The following is a 15549-nucleotide window of genomic DNA, read 5'->3' as shown; positions in this document are numbered from 1 at the left end:
TGCAGATGGGGTGAGCCAGTCGTTAAATTGCTTTTACGTGATTTAATGAAACGTCTGCGGATGTTTTCTATTACACTCATCCAGCGCCTCTAAGTCACGCAGTGACAGCGTCATCTCATTTGATTTTTTGTATTCGAAAGTGTTTTCTTGTTGGCCTTGCGCGCATACAAGAGCATCCATATTTATGTCCAACGCGTTTTATTTCAATCTGATTCTATTTTTTCTGGTGGCGATTATTGCGCTAGAAGTGTTGGCGAAAAAGCTACGTTGGCCACCTGCCGTGGCGCAGTTAATCGGTGGCGCACTGATCGCCTTTATCCCCGGTTTGCCTGCGTTTGAGATTGATCCTGCGCTGGTGTTAGTGGTTTTCTTGCCACCACTACTGATGGCGGGCGCTTATTTCACGGTGTGGCATGAATTCAGGCGCCACCTGGTGGGGATTTTGCTGCTGGCGATAGGCGCGGTGCTATTTACCACCCTGGTGGTTGGGCTGGCACTGCATAGTTTGACGCCGGCCCTGCCGTGGGCAGCCTGTTTTGCCTTAGGCGCCATTGTGTCACCGCCGGATGCCATCGCCGCCAAGGCCGTGTTGCAACGGGTGGCGTTACCGCGCAAATTGCTGGTGTTGCTGGAGGGTGAAAGCCTGCTCAATGATGCAACCGGCCTGGTGTTATACAAGTTTTCGATTGTGGCCATGCTGACCGGTGTGTTCTCCATGGCGGGGGCGGTTGAGGAGTTCGCCTGGCTTAGCATCGGCGGCATCCTGCTGGGCGCCGCGTTTGGCTACCTGGTCTATAAAACCTTGCGCTATTTGCATGACACCGAGCTCATGATTCTCGCCTCTGCCTTACCGGGCTGGATTTGTTATGTGGTGGGTGAACATATCGGTGTTTCGGGCGTGATCGCGACCGTTACCTACGGCATGATGCTGGGCTGGCACCAGCATGAAATCATGACGGCCACCGCCAGACGTCGCGGGGCAGCGTTTTGGGAAATCATGATTTTTGTCTTTGAGTCGCTGGTGTTTATCCTCATAGGCCTCTCCTTGCGTGGGGTGTGGGACCGCATTGCCGACGGCAGCAAGTCGATCGCCGATTACAGCCTGGAGGTGTTGCTGGTGCTGGTGGTAGTGATTGTGTCGCGCTTTGTCTGGGTGTTTGCCGTCGATGGGCTGGCTGGATTATTCAGCAAACACGCAAAGTCTGCCTCAGGCGGCTGGCGTGAATCATTTGTGACCAGTTGGGCCGGCATGCGCGGCGTGGTGACACTGGCGGCCGCGCTGGCGGTGCCTGCCGAGGTGCCGGGGCGTGATTTGATGCTGCTGTGTGCGTTTGCCGTGATTTTAGTCACCGTATTGTTTCAGGGTACCAGCATCGGCTGGGTGATACGCGTACTCAAGTTAAAAGCCACGGCCCATGAGCGCACTTACCTCAACGAGCCGCAAACCTGGGCGCGTATAGAGCAGGCGCAATATGCAGTGGTCAACAAGCTGGCTTATGACGAACAAGGCAAGCTACAGCACCCACGATTACTCGAGCAATATGGTTATCGCCAAAGCTTGTCAGACAAACACAAAAATGACGCTATGTTGCCAGACGATATCCGTAAAGCGCATTTTAATGTGGTGCTGGCCGCAGTGGCCGCCGGGCGTGAGGAGTTGCTGAAGCTGCATCGTTCCGGACAGATTCATGATGAACTATTGCATATGATGGAGCGTGATCTGGATATCCAGGAAATAGCAGCATTGCATAGCCGGGGATAAGGCAACGCTGTCCACATTTTTTGTGGATAACTTTTTAGATGTGTTGTGGGTGAGTGTTGTAACTACATGATTTAATGACTAAAAACAGGAGTGATTAAAATCTGTACGCTGAAAATAATTAGCAAAAATCCTTGCTGCAGGCTATTTTTTGTGTATTGCCAGCCAGAGGTCGTCGGCGTAGCATAGGCTGATCACTGTTGCAAATAAGGAGTCCATGATGAAACGACTGTTTTATATTGATTATCCGCAAGAGCATTATGAAGGACAGGCGCATCGTTATCGTTGCGCGTTTTGCAAGCAGGAAACCACCAAAATCAATGGCCGACTGGAAGGGCATTTACCAAATTGCGATTATCGCGTGGTGCTTGAAAAAGCAGGCTTTGAATGCAACCGCCAGGTAGCTTTGGCACATGAAGATACGGCGGACGAAGAAGATTAACTCGCCGCGATAGCCAGATTATCATCGCCTCACTTTTAACGACCGGGTCACCGTATGAGCACATTTACCCCCTTGCAATCACTGATTGGCGGCTTGCTGATTGGCTTTTCTACCTTGCTGTTAATCCGCTGGCTGGGGCAGATTGCTGGTATCAGCGGCATTGTTGGACAGCTGTGGTCAGCCGGTGCCGGTGATCGTGCCTGGCGTTTTGCCTTTGTTGCAGGTCTGCTGGTGGCACCACTCTTGTATGCCCTATTTACGCCATTGCCCGCCATGCAGATTGCTACCAGTACGCCCTGGTTAATTGCGTCAGGCCTGCTGGTGGGTTTTGGCACTCGGCTGGGGTCTGGCTGCACCAGTGGTCATGGCGTGTGTGGCTTATCGCGCTTATCGTTACGCTCGCTGGTGGCGACGTTGACGTTTATGCTGACAGCGATGCTGGTGGTATGGCTGGTACGCCATGTGCTGGTGGCAGGATAGGAGCGCAGATGGTGATGTTGATTGCATTGTTCGCTGGCGTGATTTTTGGCCTGGGCTTGATTGTCGGCGGGATGACTAACCCGGCCAAGGTGCTAGCGTTTCTGGATATTAGTGGTGATTGGGATCCCTCACTGACGTTTGTGATGTTGGGGGCGATTACCATTGGCTTTTTCGCGTTTAAAACTGCGGCCAAACAGTCGCGCAGTCTGTTGGGCTTGCCTATGCAATTGCCTGCCAGCCATCTGGTGGATCGCAAATTAGTCATAGGGGCATTACTGTTTGGGGTCGGCTGGGGCCTGGCTGGTTTTTGCCCCGGCCCGGCAGTTGCCTCGATATTGGTTGGCGGTGCTGCGGTGTGGATATTTGTCGCCAGCATGCTGGCGGGCATGGCACTACATACGCTGGCCGTGCGCCGCGGCTGGCTTTAATCACTCGCTTTTCACCGTCTCTCATAAAACTCTCCTGAGGCACTGACGCATGATTTTTCAACAGCTTTTTGAAGCAGAGAGTTGCACATATACCTATCTGCTAGCGTGTGAGCAAAGCAGGCAGGCGGTGTTAATTGACCCGGTTGAAAGTGAGGTTGCGCGCTATATCGAGGCCTTGAATATCCTGGGGCTCACGCTGGCCTATACGCTAGAAACCCATGTGCATGCCGATCATGTGACCGCGGCGGATGCGCTACGCCGGCGCTTGGGCAGTCAAAGCGTCGTTCACCGTGACGCGGGGGTGCTGTGTGGTGATCTGCTGGTCACCGATGGCATGCACTTGCATGTCGGCTCACTGGATATTGAAGTGCGCTCCACACCTGGCCATACCAGCGGTTGCGTGAGTTACTACCTGGGTGACCGTATTTTTACTGGCGATGCTTTGCTGATTAATGGCTGTGGCCGCACCGACTTTCAGCAGGGCGATGCAGGACAGTTATACGACAGCGTGCATCGTGAAATTTTCAGCTTGCCAGAGGCAACCCTGATTTATCCGGGCCATGATTACCACGGCCAAACGGTATCCACGGTGGGTAAAGAAAAAAAGGACAATCCGCGCCTGGGTGGCCAAATTTCACGTGCGGCGTTCGTGGCGCTGATGGCTAACCTGAAGCTGGGGTATCCAGCACAAATGGCGGTGGCACTGCCAGCCAACCAGGCGTGCGGCAGGCTGGCGGTTAATCAGTCTTCATAAGTTTGAAATATTAAATCTGCAGGCAGATTTTGCCAAAGTGCTGGTTGGTTTCCTGGTATTGAAACGCCTGCACAATTTCTTCTAGCGCAAATACTTTATCTACCACCGGTTGCATGCCGTTGGCATCAATTGCTTTCACCATGGCTTGTTGCTGCGCACGATTCCCTACCAGCACGCCTTGCAGGCGTAATTGCTTAATCAGTGCAGTCACCAGCGGAAAGTCGCCTGCCAGACCGGTCAGAATGCCAATCACAGACACATGACCGCCGACGCGGGCCGCCAGCATGGATTGTTCCAGTGTTGCCGGACCACCCACCTCCACCACGTGGTCGACGCCTTGCCCGCCAGAAATGTCGCGTGCGAGCGTGCCCCATTGCGGCGTGGTTTTGTAATTGATCACATGGTCTGCGCCTAAGGCCTTGAGCTTTTCCAGCTTGGCCTCGCTGGATGAGGTAGCGATCACGGTCGCCCCGGCCAGTTTGGCAAATTGCAGCGCAAAGATAGACACGCCACCTGTGCCTTGCACCAGCACTGTATCCCCCGGTTTTAGGTGGTCGTCAGACATCAGGGCGCGCCAGGCGGTGAGGGCGGCGGTGGTGAGGGTTGATGACGCCAGATGGCTCCAGCCTATGGGCGCCAGGGTAAATGATTCGACGGTCGCTGTGACCAGCTCGCGCGCGTAACCATCGATGCCATCGCCGGGCACGGTGGCAAAGCCTTCAACCAGTGGCTCACCTGATTGCCAGGTGGGAAAGAAGGTGCTGACTACAGCATCTCCTATTTTAAATTCAGTGACGTCTGCGCCTACGGCAATCACTTCCCCAGCGCCGTCGGCCATCGGAATGCGTGGCTCAGTCGGCCCCCACATGCCGCTAACCACGGCAAAATCATGATAGTTCAGCGAGTTGGCATGTAGTCTGACCGTGATCTCGCCTGCTTTGGGGGCGGCCGCTTCACGGTTGCCTATAGTCACGTTTTGGTAGCCGCCGCCGGGTTGCACAATGATGGCTTTGCTCATTGTTGGTCTCCTCAATGAATGTGATGATTATCATCATCGGATGCGTGTGATAGTTGGATTGTGCCGTGTTGTGATGACGATGTAAATTCTCAGCCCCTTCGTTATATACAGCCTTATATAGCGCGCCTGTAGATAAAATTTAACATTGTTAAATTTCCTGTTTTATCGTGCATGAAACACACATACATACAGATGTGTATGTTAGTATATTTTTCATCATAGCCAACGTTCAGATTGGTTTAGCTATCAGGCACAACAGATATTCACAAGGAACCTACCCGATGAAACTAAATATCAATGGCAAAGAGACCGATCTCAATGTGAGTGACGATATGCCCATATTATGGGCGATTCGCGATGTGGCTGGCATGACTGGCACCAAGTTTGGCTGTGGCATGGCGCAATGTGGCGCCTGTACCGTGCATCTGGATGGCCAGGCCATCCGCTCGTGCGTGACGCCGGTGAGTGCCGCGGTAGGCAAAAAAATCACCACCATAGAAGCCATGCAGGAAGACAAAGTCGGCCAGGCTGTACAGGCCGCCTGGCAGCAGATTGATGTGGTGCAGTGCGGGTATTGCCAGTCTGGCCAGATCATGTCGGCGACCTCGTTACTCAAGCAGAATCCCACACCCAGCGATGCCGATATTGATGCGGCCATGAGTGGCAATATTTGCCGTTGTGGGACTTATCAACGTATCCGCACAGCGATTCATGAAGCTGCTGCCAAACTGGCCTAAGGAGAGACACCATGAACGATATGATTAATCTCTCGCGCCGCAGTTTTATTAAAAGTACCGCGTTGGTGGCTGGTGGTTTAGTGGTGGCCTTTAGTATCCCGCAAGCCAAACGGTTTATGGGGGTGGCTAATGCCGCTGAAGCAATGCCTTTGCCTGCGCCAAATGCTTTTTTGCGCATAGGTGCCGATGACAGTATTACGGTGATGCTGGCACACAGTGAAATGGGGCAGGGCGTGTGGACGACGCTACCGATGCTGATCGCCGATGAGCTGGATGCAGACTGGAGCAAGGTGAAGGTCGAGCACGCACCGGCTGCACCGGCCTATATTCATACCGCTTACGGCATACAGATTACCGGTGGATCTTCGACCACCTGGTCAGAGTTTGACCGTTACCGCCAGGCAGGCGCCTTAACGCGTGCCTTGTTGTTGCAGGCGGCAGCCAAGCAGTGGAATGTGCCTGTCGCAGGCTTGCGTACCGAAAACGGTGCGGTGATCAACGGCAAGAAAAAATTGACCTATGGCCAGTTGGTTGAGACGGCCAGCCAGCTGGAAACGCCGACCACTGTGACCTTGAAAAAACCGGAACAGTGGAAGTTTATTGGCAAGGCTACCAAACGCCTGGACAGCGCGGAAAAAATCAATGGCACCGCCAAATTTGGCCAGGATGTGCAGTTTGATGGCTTGAAAGTGGCCATGGTAGCGCGCTCACCGGTATTTGGCACCAAGCTGAAAAGCGTAGATGATAGCGCGGCACGCCAGGTACCAGGTGTGATTAAAGTGGTGAAAGTGCCAACAGGCGTGGCAGTGATTGCCGAGCATTACTGGGCGGCCAAACAAGGCCGCGAAGCGCTCAAGTTGGCGTGGGACCTGGACGGGCATGACAAACCGGATTCTGCGGCACTATTGAAACAATATCAGGCCCTGGCACAACAGCCAGGTGTGCAAGCGGCGAAGGCGGGCGATATCGCCAGTGCCAGCAAACAGGCCAAGCAGACCATCAGTGCCGAGTATGTGTTGCCGTATTTGTCACATGCGCCGATGGAGCCACTCAATTGCGCGGTCAAAATTTCAGATCAAGGCTGCGATATCTGGACCGGTACACAGATGCAAACCACCGACCAGGCTGCTGCTGCCAAAATTCTGGGGTTGAAACCTGATCAGGTAAAAATTCATACTCAGTTCCTCGGAGGTGGTTTCGGCCGCCGCGCCAATCCGCGCGCCGATTTTGTGTCTGAGGCGGTTGAAGTGGCCAAAGCGGCTGGCTTGCCAGTTAAAACTGTCTGGAGCCGTGAGGATGATGTCAAAGGTGGTTTTTACCGGCCTATGTTTGTGCACCGCGCGACCGTGGCACTGGATCAACAAGGCAAACCACTGGCCTGGCAACAGACGCTGGTCGGGCAGTCCATCATTAAAGGCACGCCGTTCGAAGGCGTGATGATTAAGGATGGGATTGATGCGACTTCTGTAGAAGGCGTGGCCGATTCACCTTATGTCAAAGGCACCGCCAACCATCAGGTACACCTGCATTCGGTGCAAAGTGATGTGCCGGTGTTATGGTGGCGCTCGGTCGGCCATAGCCATTCCGGTTTTGTCATGGAAAGCCTGATTGACGAACTGGCACATGCCAGTAAGCAGGATCCGTTGGCATATAGACGCCAATTGCTGAAAGATCATCCGCGCCATTTGGTCGCCCTGAACCTGGCGGCCGATAAAGCAGGATGGGGCAAACCATTGCCGTCTGGTGTGTTCCGTGGCATTGCCGTACACGAATCTTTTGGCAGCTATGTGGCGCAAGTAGCCGAGGTTTCTGTGAAGGAGGGCGAAGTCAAAGTGCACCGCGTAGTGGTCGCCATTGATTGCGGCTTGGCGGTGAACCCGGATGGCGTCAAAGCGCAAATGGAGTCTTCAGTGGCTTATGCGCTGGGTGCAGCATTGAGTAGCGAAATCAGTTTTAAAGACGGGCAAGTGGTGCAGTCTAACTTCCATGACTACCAGGTATTGCGCATGAAAGACATGCCCAAGGTGGACGTGCATATCGTCGCGAGCACAGAAAAAATGGGCGGCGTCGGTGAGCCTGGCGTGCCGCCATTAGCGCCAGCTGTCGCCAATGCAGTATTTGCGGCAACCGGTAAGCGCATCCGCCGTTTGCCGATAGGCGACCAACTGGCTTAAGTCTATGCAATCGTCAGATTGGGAAGTACTGCAACGCGCCAGTGACTGGTTGCAACAAGGCTATCGCGCGCACCTGTTTACTGTGATCCAGACCTGGGGCTCGGCACCGCGTTTGCCGGGTGCCATTCTGGTAGTGCGTGAAGATGGTCATCTGGTCGGTTCAGTATCGGGCGGTTGTATTGAGGATGACCTGGCAGATAAAGCGCGGCAGCAGCGGTTGCCCACACGGCCAGCCATTCTCGAATACGGCATCCACCAGGACGAGGCGCAACGCTTTGGGATTCCCTGTGGCGGGCAACTGAAGATTTTTGCCGAGCCGCTCACACAGGCCGAGCAACTGGCACCCATGCTGGAAAGTTTGTCGCAACGGCGTTTGTTAAAGCGTTCAGTCAACCTGCATAGTGGCGAGGTGCGCCATCAGCGTGTGCTGCCAGAAGGCCTGCCGTATCTGGACAACGACTGGTTCCACAGCTACTTTGGCCCGCAATGGCGCCTGCTGGTGATAGGCGCCAACCAGTTAGGCTCGGTATTGGCGGCCATGGCACAAGCGCTGGATTTCAATGTCATGATTTGCGACCCGCGTGAAGACATGCGTGCAGAGTGGCATGTGGACGGCGCCGAGTGGCTGGCGGGTATGCCGGACGATGTGGTGCTCGACATTGTGCCTGATCCACACACAGCCATTGTGGCAGTGACGCATGACCCCAAACTGGATGATATGGCCTTGCTCGAAGCCTTGAAATCAGATGCGTTTTATATCGGTGCGCTGGGCTCAGTGAAAAACCAGGAAAAACGCAAACAGCGCCTGCGCAGTTTTGACCTCAGCGAACAAGAGGTCAACCGCCTGCATGGCCCGGTCGGCTTGCGCATCGGTAGCCGTACTCCGGCCGAAATTGCGGTGTCTATTTTGGCTGAGTTGATTCAGGCGCGTGCGCAACTGCAACAGGCTGGATTGTCGAAAACAGACAGCAATCTTGCCGCTGCCTGAATCAGGCCAGGTCTGCCGGCGTATCAATATCTCTTAAAATGCCAGCGTCCTGGCATTCAAATCGTAAAATATCGGCCTGATGCGCACGCAAGACATCACGCGCGCCTTGATCGCCTTCAATGGCAAGCAAGTCTGGTATCAAATCGCTGCGAAAGCCCACCGGGTGCCCGGGCTGGCCGTGGTACATAGGTTGCACAATACGCGCCTGTGTTAACTGTTGCGCGACCTGCTGTATTGTTCCGGCTTGAATAAACGGCATATCCGCGAGCGCAATCACCAGCCCTGCCATGGCTGGAAAAGCGGTTTGTGTCGCCATCAGGCCCAATTTCAAACTGTCCGACATCTGTTGATGTTGGTCCTCGCACTCAATGACTTTAAATCCAAGCGATGTGAGTTGGCTGCCCAGCGTGGGTTGGTTGGCGCGTATGACGGCAACACTCCCTGGCAGCGCGGCAATCAATGCTTGCGCCGCCCTCAGTGCGACCAGTTGCCCGTCTGCCAGCGGTTGTAACAGCTTGTTTTGCGACCCAAAACGGCGTGAGAAGCCGCCTGCCAGCAGGATGCCTGCGATGAGTGGTGGGCGAAGATCAGGATGCACCATTTGTCTGCTATCGATAATGTTTCAGGGTTGGTCAACAACATGTTTAATTGGTGCGTTCATGTATGCTTGCGATTCTTTCTTCTGGAGTACATATGACGTTGCCTAAGCGTTTATATTACAGTGTGTTGCTAGGTTTGCTGATTTTTCCTGCGCTGGTGTGGGCCGGTCTTGCGGCTGGCGACTATGAATTTTCCGTCACGGTGAATGGTGACAAGCGCCCCTATCTGGTGCATGTGCCTGGTCAGGCGCAAACCGGTCAGCCATTGCCTATGGTCCTAGTGTTGCATGGTGGGCTGGGCAATATGCAGGTACAGGCCAATGAGCGGTTTTACCACCAGCTGTCGGCCGCAGAAAAATATGGCTATATCGTGGTGTTCCCTAATGGATACAGCCGCTTGCCGGGCGGCAAGTTCGCGACCTGGAACGCAGGTAATTGCTGTGGCCCGGCAGTGAAAAAACAAAGCGATGATGTCGCCATTATCCGCGCCATGATTCAATACATGCAGCAACGCGCCAATGTTGATGCTAAACGTATTTTCGTTGATGGCATGTCGAATGGCGGCATGATGAGCTACCGTTTGGCTTGTGAATTATCTGACACCGTGAGCGCCATCGCCTCGGTCGCTGGTACAGATAACACCCAGCGCTGCCAGCCTGCCAAGCCGGTGGCAGTGTTGCATATTCACGCCAAAGACGACGATCATGTGCCGTTTAATGGCGGCAAAGGCCAGCAATCTATGGTCGATGTGAATTTCAACTCAGTGCCTGCCACTATCCAGAAATGGGTGCAGCTTAACCAGGCCAACGCGCAGGCAGAACGCATTTTGGAGGTCCCCGGCGCTTATTGTGAGATTCACCATGGCGGGCTGGCGCCAGTGCAGTTGTGTGTGACCGAGACTGGCGGCCACTCATGGCCAGGAGGCAGCAAACCACGCGGCGGGCAGGCCGGGTCTGATGCGATTTCTGCCAATGAGGTGATCTGGCAGTTTTTTAATGACTATGGCCGGCACTGATGGCGTTAATTCTGTTGTAGTTGAGAAATCTGCTGGCGAATCAGGTCGCCCTGAGCCTGGTCGATGGCACTAATGGCTGGTTGCAGCGATTTGAGTGTCACCAGGTCTTTTTGCGTAAAGGCCACGCGCGACAACGCCAGCATGGCGTCATAATCGCGCTGGTTTAAATCGTAGGCATGTTTGAGATCTTGCTCAGCCTCGGCGTATTGTTGCAGGCCTTCTTCTGCCAGCCCTAGAAAATACCAAGCATCGGCCGAAGTTGGCTCTTGCTTCGCCCATTGGCTGGCAATCGACTTCAGGTTAGCCCAGTCGCCGTTCTGGTAAGGAATCACCACCTGCATAAAGTAGGGCCGTTGTTCGAGTGGCAATGCCCAGAACGGCACTTCATTGGTTTTCAGTGAAATAATTTCAGGCGCGTCCATCAGCTCTTTAATCCATTCTGCTGGCAGACTGTAGTAAAACGCCTGGTGTCCTGGGCTCTTGAAGGTGGTTAGCCCGATCAGGTTGAAATTTTGGTCAAACAGGGCGCCGCCACTGGAGCCCATTAAGAAGGAGGCATTCGTGCGCACAATCATGCTGCCATCGTAAGGATAAATGCCTTTGATATTGCCATAAGACAGTTGCGGTACAGGCGCCGCGGCCGGAAAGCTCAGGCTAAACACTTCCTCTTCGTATTGCAGCGTTTTGCTGTCGCGCATGGGGAGTGGTTTAAACGGCAAGGGATCAAATTTGAGTAAACACACATCGCGCTTCCAGTTGGCTTTGAGCGCAATAGGCCGATAGCCATCACGGAACTTGGCAATATTGGCGCCATTGCTGTTGGCGATGACATGACAGTTGGTGGCCACGTATTCCGGGCTGACCACCACGCCCGAGCCCCGGCCATTGGAGCCGCCCGGCATGTCGGTGGTGACCATCACAATCGAGTGGCCTAATTCAAGTGTATCGACGATGCTAGGTTGTGCCTGCACGTGCACCTGCCCAAGCCCTGTCCACATTATCAGCAATAACAATAACCGTTTCATACAGGCTCCCATCGACAAAGGCCAATCGTTCTGATCATGCATCATGCACGAGTCTGAGCACTCTGACCAGAATATCGCGTAAATGTTTTCCGTGATAGTTATTTTGTAGGCGATTTCTGACAGGTAAATCGGCACCTGCCCACTTATTCAGCCAGCCCAGGCCCTCTACCATAGCGCATGAGATAGCCTGAGATGAAATTGAGTATTAAAAATGCAACGAACCAAGTCCTATATGTTACCCAAGCTGATTTTTTTAAACATGCTTGCCTTGATGATGATTACTTTCGAGCACGAAGCCCCGGCTGACAATAACCCTTTGCTGAATAGCGTTCAGTCGACGCAGGTGGTGGCAAAGCCGGAGGCTGCTGAAGCCGTGGTTGCGTCGAACACCTTAGCGCCTGCAGTAAAAGTGGCGGCGGTAGATGAAAGTAAAGTCGATGAAGATAAGCAGACTGCCATGAAAAAACCGGCTGTTTACAAAAAGCGTGTGCAACAAAAGCATTCAGCAATCAAACCGCATGCGATAGTGTTAAAGGCCAGTTACACTGCCAATACCCCGCTGGGGTGCTGCTTCCGCGGTAATCGCATCTAGCATCCACATGCCTTTGAACAGATAAAGCCTCCACACGGAGGCTTTTTTGTTGCAGGTCTTTTCAAGAGCCAATACACTGGCAGCAAATGAATCCTCAACACATCTAAACAAACACCGTCAAAGAAAGCGCTATGTTTAAATCCTTTTTCCCTGATTCTCGCTGGTTCTGGCCTTCTGTCATTGTGTGGGCGACTATTTGCTGTGGTGTCTGGTTTGAGTTTTCTGCCGCCATTGGCGCTGTGTTTGGATTGTCATTGGCCGAAGAGCAGCCTGTGATTGGTCTGGGTCATTTTGTGACCGATTCCTTCAAATTGTTTTATGGCTATTATGCCGTGAGTGTGGCCCTGTTTGCGCTGGCCTGGTTTAAGCTTAAACCCAGCCGTTGGCAATGGTGGTCTATCGTCGGCTCGGCATTCATCCTGTTTTCGACTTACTACTCGGTGCAAGTATCAGTGGCGATTAATAACTGGCGCAGGCCGTTCTTTGATGGCGTGCAGGCCGCCTTGTCGCCCAACTCCAAGGTGACCACAGCCGAGCTTTATACCTTGATGCTACAGTTTGCCGAAATTGCGTTCGTGGCGATTTTTATCTATGTCATCACGCGTTTCTTTGTCAGCCATTATATTTTCCGCTGGCGTACGGCGATGAACGATTTTTATACCAGTCAGTGGTCACAGGTGCGTCGCATTGAAGGTGCTTCGCAACGGGTGCAGGAAGATACCATGCGTTTTGCCACCATTATGGAAGGCCTGGGTGTGTCCATGGTGGAGGCGATCATGACGCTATTCGCGTTCTTGCCTGTGCTGTGGAGCCTGTCTTCATATGTCAGCGAATTGCCGGTGTTTGGTGCCGTGCCCGCACCGCTGTTTACTTCCGCGATTGCCTGGTCGGTGTTTGGTACTTTATTACTGGCTGCCGTGGGGATTAAGCTGCCTGGGCTGGAGTTCAGGAATCAACGTGTCGAAGCTGCCTACCGTAAAGAGCTGGTGTATGGTGAGGACAATATTGAGCGCGCACAACCGGCGACACTTAGGTCATTGTTTATGGATGTGCGTAAAAACTACTTCCGCCTCTATTTTCACTATATGTATTTCAACGTGGCACGCAGCTTGTATTTGCAGGCAGATAATATTTTCGCCTACCTGATTCTGGTGCCGACAATTGCGGCTGGCCGCATCACCTTTGGTATTCTGCAACAGATACTGACTGCGTTTTCACAAGTCAGCAACTCGTTCCAATATCTGGTGAACTCCTGGACCACCATTGTTGAACTTTTGTCGGTATACAAACGTTTGACCGCATTTGAAGCGGCCATCAAACACGAGGCGTTACCTGAGATTGAGGTAGAGCACACCGCGGTCTAGCCAAAAGCACTGTGGCCAGGGTTACCTGGCCACCTGCTGAAAATGATCGAATTTTGGCTGCTGCTCGCGCATAAACTGCGCCAGCGCTTCATCCGATAACGGTCGGCTGTAATAGTAGCCTTGCCCGACATCACATCCACTATGCAGTAAAAACCGGTGCTGGTATTCGGTTTCTATACCTTCCGCCGTGACCGATTTATGCAAACTTTTGCCCAGGTTAATCAGCGCCAGCAAAATGTTGCCGTTAGTCACGCTTTGTTCCAGGTCTTGCACAAAGGCCTTGTCGATTTTGAGTTCATCAATCGGGTAGTTTTTGAGATAGGCCATATTCGAGTAGCCGATGCCAAAATCGTCAATGGCAATACACACGCCTAAGCGTTTCAGCTGCTCCAGTGTGCGTGTGAACATGGCTTCATCCTTGAAGCGGGCATTCTCGGTGACTTCCAGTGTAATCAGGTGCGGCGGCACGCGCTCCTGTCGTAATACGCGTTGTACGGTTTCGACCAGGTTGCCGCGCAGGAACTGGATCGGCGATACATTGACCGCAATTGGCACCATATAACCCCACTCGGTTTGCATGGACTTGATCTTCTGGCAGGCGGTCTGTAATACCCATTCACCAATGGCAAAAATATGGCCGGTTTCTTCGGCGACAGGAATAAACTGGTCGGGTGGAATCAGTCCGCGCTCCGGGTGCTGCCAGCGGATCAGCGCCTCCAGGGCGCTGATATTGCCGTGTTGCATATTGATTTGCGGCTGGTAATACAGCATGAGTTCCTGTCGCTGCATGGCGTGGCCCAGGCCGTATTCAATTTCGTTGCGTTCGCCCAGTTGTTGCGCCAGGGTGCCGCTGAACATTTGTACCTTGTTCTTGCCTGCATTTTTGGCGCTGTAGAGGGCCGAGTCAGCGCAACTGAGCAGGGCGTCTATCTCTTTGGCATGGTCGGGATAAATGCTGACGCCGACGCTGCAAGTCATATTAAACACATAGTCGCCAATGGCAATCGGTTGCGAAATAGCTTCCATCACCCGTGCCAGCAATGGCTCGGCATCTTCAGCCACGCGCAGGCCGGGGTAAAGCATGACAAATTCATCACCGCCAAAGCGCACAATGGCATCTGTGGGCCGTGTGCTCTGGATCAGCCTTTGTGCGACATTTTCCAGTAGTTTGTCGCCGGCGCGGTGACCCAGGGTATCGTTAATCAGTTTGAAGTGATCGAGGTCGATAAACGCAATAGCAATCTTGTTTTGTATCTTATCGGCCTCGGCAATCAGGCTGGCCAGTTTGCCACTGAAGGCATGGCGATTGAGCAAGCCAGTCAGGTTATCGGTAACGGCCAGCTGGCGGATTTGCAGCTCATGGTTTTTACGGTCGGTAATGTCTTCTACCGTGCCTTCGTAATAAAGGATGTGGCCTTGCGGGTCACACACGGCATGGGCATTCTCCGAGATCCAGATCGCTTCACCATTCAGCCGGTAAACCTCGGATTCAAAGTTATGGACCCGGCCTTGTGCGCGGATGGCTTCGGTAAATTCGCCCCGCCTGTTTTCGGCCACATAGAGCTGGGTGCTGATATTGTTGAGGTCGCTGATCAGTGCTTGTGGAGAAGCATAGCCGTAGAGTTTGGCCAGCGCAGGGTTGGCATTAAGGTAGGTGCCGGACTCTGTCGTCTGGAACATGCCCAGCGTTGAGTTTTCGAACATGGAGCGGTATTTTTGCTCAGTGCTGAATAGTTCGTGCTCAATGCGTTTGCGGCAACTGATATCCTGAATAATGCCTTCCAGCGCAACGGGTTTACCCTCACTATCAAACACGGCACTGCCGCGCTCGGCCACCCAGGTGATGTCGCCATTGGCGCGTATGATGCGGTACTCCAGCTCAAAACGCTCGCCTTTTTGAATCGCTGCATCAATCGTGGTGCGAGCTTTTTCCCTGTCATCTGGATGGGTGATGATTTCGTAAGAAGTGGTTTTATTGAGCAGCAAGTCTGGTGCCGGATAGCCGGTCAGGCTTTCGCAGCCCTTGCTCACGTAAATCATGGTCCAACTGCTGTCGTACAGGCAGCGGTAAATCATGCCATCCAGATTATCCAGCAGCGTATCCAGCAATCGCTGTTGCTGCGCGGTGAGTAAGGATTCCATGATGTCGTTTTGCATGATTCCAAAAAGGGTCG

Annotated in this window: 15 protein-coding genes; 11 read left to right on the top strand and 4 right to left on the bottom strand. The window is 53.3% G+C overall.

Translation table 11 applies throughout. The features are described 5' to 3' along the window. The first annotated feature begins 184 nt into the window (after positions 1-184). From GQ52_RS03775 to GQ52_RS03755, 5 genes are all read left to right on the top strand, one after another. Positions 185-1762 (top strand): Na+/H+ antiporter, encoded by a 1578-nt coding sequence (locus GQ52_RS03775; protein WP_047515293.1) that lies wholly within the window; start codon positions 185-187, stop codon positions 1760-1762. A gap of 217 nt (positions 1763-1979) precedes the next feature. After that, positions 1980-2201 carry a hypothetical protein gene (locus GQ52_RS03770; protein ID WP_047515289.1) on the top strand — a complete coding sequence of 74 codons (222 nt, stop codon included), beginning with the start codon at positions 1980-1982 and terminating at the stop codon, positions 2199-2201. Between the two features lie 54 nt (positions 2202-2255). Further along, positions 2256-2681 carry a YeeE/YedE family protein gene (locus tag GQ52_RS03765; RefSeq protein WP_200884041.1) on the top strand — a complete coding sequence of 142 codons (426 nt, stop codon included), beginning with the start codon at positions 2256-2258 and terminating at the stop codon, positions 2679-2681. Between the two features lie 8 nt (positions 2682-2689). Continuing rightward, on the top strand, positions 2690-3109 hold the full coding sequence (locus GQ52_RS03760; RefSeq protein ID WP_047515286.1) for a DUF6691 family protein: 420 nt from the start codon (positions 2690-2692) through the stop codon (positions 3107-3109). Between the two features lie 49 nt (positions 3110-3158). Continuing rightward, positions 3159-3863 carry an MBL fold metallo-hydrolase gene (locus tag GQ52_RS03755; protein ID WP_047515277.1) on the top strand — a complete coding sequence of 235 codons (705 nt, stop codon included), beginning with the start codon at positions 3159-3161 and terminating at the stop codon, positions 3861-3863. Between the two features lie 10 nt (positions 3864-3873). Here GQ52_RS03755 and GQ52_RS03750 read toward each other — a convergent pair whose 3' ends face one another. After that, positions 3874-4881, bottom strand: a complete 1008-nt coding sequence (locus GQ52_RS03750) for an NAD(P)-dependent alcohol dehydrogenase (RefSeq protein ID WP_047515273.1) — start codon at positions 4879-4881, stop codon at positions 3874-3876. Between the two features lie 281 nt (positions 4882-5162). Between GQ52_RS03750 and GQ52_RS03745 the strand changes: the two genes are divergently transcribed. The 3 genes from GQ52_RS03745 to GQ52_RS03735 are packed head-to-tail and all read left to right on the top strand — an operon-like array spanning position 5163 to position 8780. Further along, positions 5163-5618 (top strand): (2Fe-2S)-binding protein, encoded by a 456-nt coding sequence (locus tag GQ52_RS03745; RefSeq protein WP_019881067.1) that lies wholly within the window; start codon positions 5163-5165, stop codon positions 5616-5618. 11 nt (positions 5619-5629) lie between these two features. Then, the gene (locus GQ52_RS03740) at positions 5630-7792 is read left to right on the top strand and encodes a xanthine dehydrogenase family protein molybdopterin-binding subunit (RefSeq protein ID WP_047515270.1); all 2163 of its coding nucleotides are present in this window, start codon (positions 5630-5632) and stop codon (positions 7790-7792) included. A 4-nt stretch (positions 7793-7796) separates the two neighbouring features. Continuing rightward, positions 7797-8780 carry an XdhC family protein gene (locus GQ52_RS03735; RefSeq protein ID WP_047515268.1) on the top strand — a complete coding sequence of 328 codons (984 nt, stop codon included), beginning with the start codon at positions 7797-7799 and terminating at the stop codon, positions 8778-8780. Between the two features lies 1 nt (position 8781). Here the strand turns inward: GQ52_RS03735 and GQ52_RS03730 are convergent, their stop codons facing one another. Further along, on the bottom strand, positions 8782-9381 hold the full coding sequence (locus tag GQ52_RS03730; RefSeq protein ID WP_047515265.1) for an NTP transferase domain-containing protein: 600 nt from the start codon (positions 9379-9381) through the stop codon (positions 8782-8784). A gap of 92 nt (positions 9382-9473) precedes the next feature. Between GQ52_RS03730 and GQ52_RS03725 the strand changes: the two genes are divergently transcribed. Then, positions 9474-10394 carry a PHB depolymerase family esterase gene (locus GQ52_RS03725; protein WP_047515262.1) on the top strand — a complete coding sequence of 307 codons (921 nt, stop codon included), beginning with the start codon at positions 9474-9476 and terminating at the stop codon, positions 10392-10394. 5 nt (positions 10395-10399) lie between these two features. Here GQ52_RS03725 and GQ52_RS03720 read toward each other — a convergent pair whose 3' ends face one another. Next, complete coding sequence (locus tag GQ52_RS03720) at positions 10400-11419, bottom strand: trypsin-like peptidase domain-containing protein (protein ID WP_047515259.1); 1020 nt, start codon at positions 11417-11419, stop codon at positions 10400-10402. A 211-nt stretch (positions 11420-11630) separates the two neighbouring features. On the opposite strand from GQ52_RS03720, the gene GQ52_RS03715 reads away from it, so the two are divergent. Beyond that, the gene (locus GQ52_RS03715; RefSeq protein ID WP_047515257.1) at positions 11631-12011 is read left to right on the top strand and encodes a hypothetical protein; all 381 of its coding nucleotides are present in this window, start codon (positions 11631-11633) and stop codon (positions 12009-12011) included. Positions 12012-12142: 131 nt separating this feature from the next. Continuing rightward, positions 12143-13375, top strand: coding sequence for a peptide antibiotic transporter SbmA (sbmA, locus tag GQ52_RS03710; protein WP_047515254.1), 1233 nt, complete (start codon positions 12143-12145; stop codon positions 13373-13375). A gap of 21 nt (positions 13376-13396) precedes the next feature. Here sbmA and GQ52_RS03705 read toward each other — a convergent pair whose 3' ends face one another. Beyond that, a complete protein-coding gene (locus GQ52_RS03705; RefSeq protein ID WP_047515251.1) occupies positions 13397-15532 on the bottom strand; it encodes a bifunctional diguanylate cyclase/phosphodiesterase in 2136 nt (711 codons plus the stop codon). Positions 15533-15549: the final 17 nt, after the last annotated feature.

Origin of the sequence: Methylophilus sp. Q8, assembly GCF_000800115.1 — a bacterium.
Lineage (GTDB): Bacteria > Pseudomonadota > Gammaproteobacteria > Burkholderiales > Methylophilaceae > Methylophilus.
The sequence above is the reverse complement of the archived record's forward strand: the minus strand, read 5'-3'. Positions and strand labels throughout refer to the sequence as shown.

Bases quoted from the DNA above. Each gene is read 5' to 3' on its own strand.
- GQ52_RS03770 (WP_047515289.1), top strand. From the start codon at position 1,980: ATGAAACGACTGTTTTATATTGATTATCCGCAAGAGCATTATGAAGGA.
- GQ52_RS03740 (WP_047515270.1), top strand. From the start codon at position 5,630: ATGAACGATATGATTAATCTCTCGCGCCGCAGTTTTATTAAAAGTACC.
- sbmA (WP_047515254.1), top strand. From the start codon at position 12,143: ATGTTTAAATCCTTTTTCCCTGATTCTCGCTGGTTCTGGCCTTCTGTC.
- GQ52_RS03750 (WP_047515273.1), bottom strand. From the start codon at position 4,881: ATGAGCAAAGCCATCATTGTGCAACCCGGCGGCGGCTACCAAAACGTG.
- GQ52_RS03745 (WP_019881067.1), top strand. From the start codon at position 5,163: ATGAAACTAAATATCAATGGCAAAGAGACCGATCTCAATGTGAGTGAC.
- GQ52_RS03715 (WP_047515257.1), top strand. From the start codon at position 11,631: ATGCAACGAACCAAGTCCTATATGTTACCCAAGCTGATTTTTTTAAAC.
- GQ52_RS03765 (WP_200884041.1), top strand. From the start codon at position 2,256: ATGAGCACATTTACCCCCTTGCAATCACTGATTGGCGGCTTGCTGATT.
- GQ52_RS03720 (WP_047515259.1), bottom strand. From the start codon at position 11,419: ATGAAACGGTTATTGTTATTGCTGATAATGTGGACAGGGCTTGGGCAG.
- GQ52_RS03775 (WP_047515293.1), top strand. From the start codon at position 185: ATGTCCAACGCGTTTTATTTCAATCTGATTCTATTTTTTCTGGTGGCG.
- GQ52_RS03725 (WP_047515262.1), top strand. From the start codon at position 9,474: ATGACGTTGCCTAAGCGTTTATATTACAGTGTGTTGCTAGGTTTGCTG.
- GQ52_RS03755 (WP_047515277.1), top strand. From the start codon at position 3,159: ATGATTTTTCAACAGCTTTTTGAAGCAGAGAGTTGCACATATACCTAT.
- GQ52_RS03760 (WP_047515286.1), top strand. From the start codon at position 2,690: ATGGTGATGTTGATTGCATTGTTCGCTGGCGTGATTTTTGGCCTGGGC.
- GQ52_RS03705 (WP_047515251.1), bottom strand. From the start codon at position 15,532: ATGCAAAACGACATCATGGAATCCTTACTCACCGCGCAGCAACAGCGA.
- GQ52_RS03730 (WP_047515265.1), bottom strand. From the start codon at position 9,381: ATGGTGCATCCTGATCTTCGCCCACCACTCATCGCAGGCATCCTGCTG.
- GQ52_RS03735 (WP_047515268.1), top strand. From the start codon at position 7,797: ATGCAATCGTCAGATTGGGAAGTACTGCAACGCGCCAGTGACTGGTTG.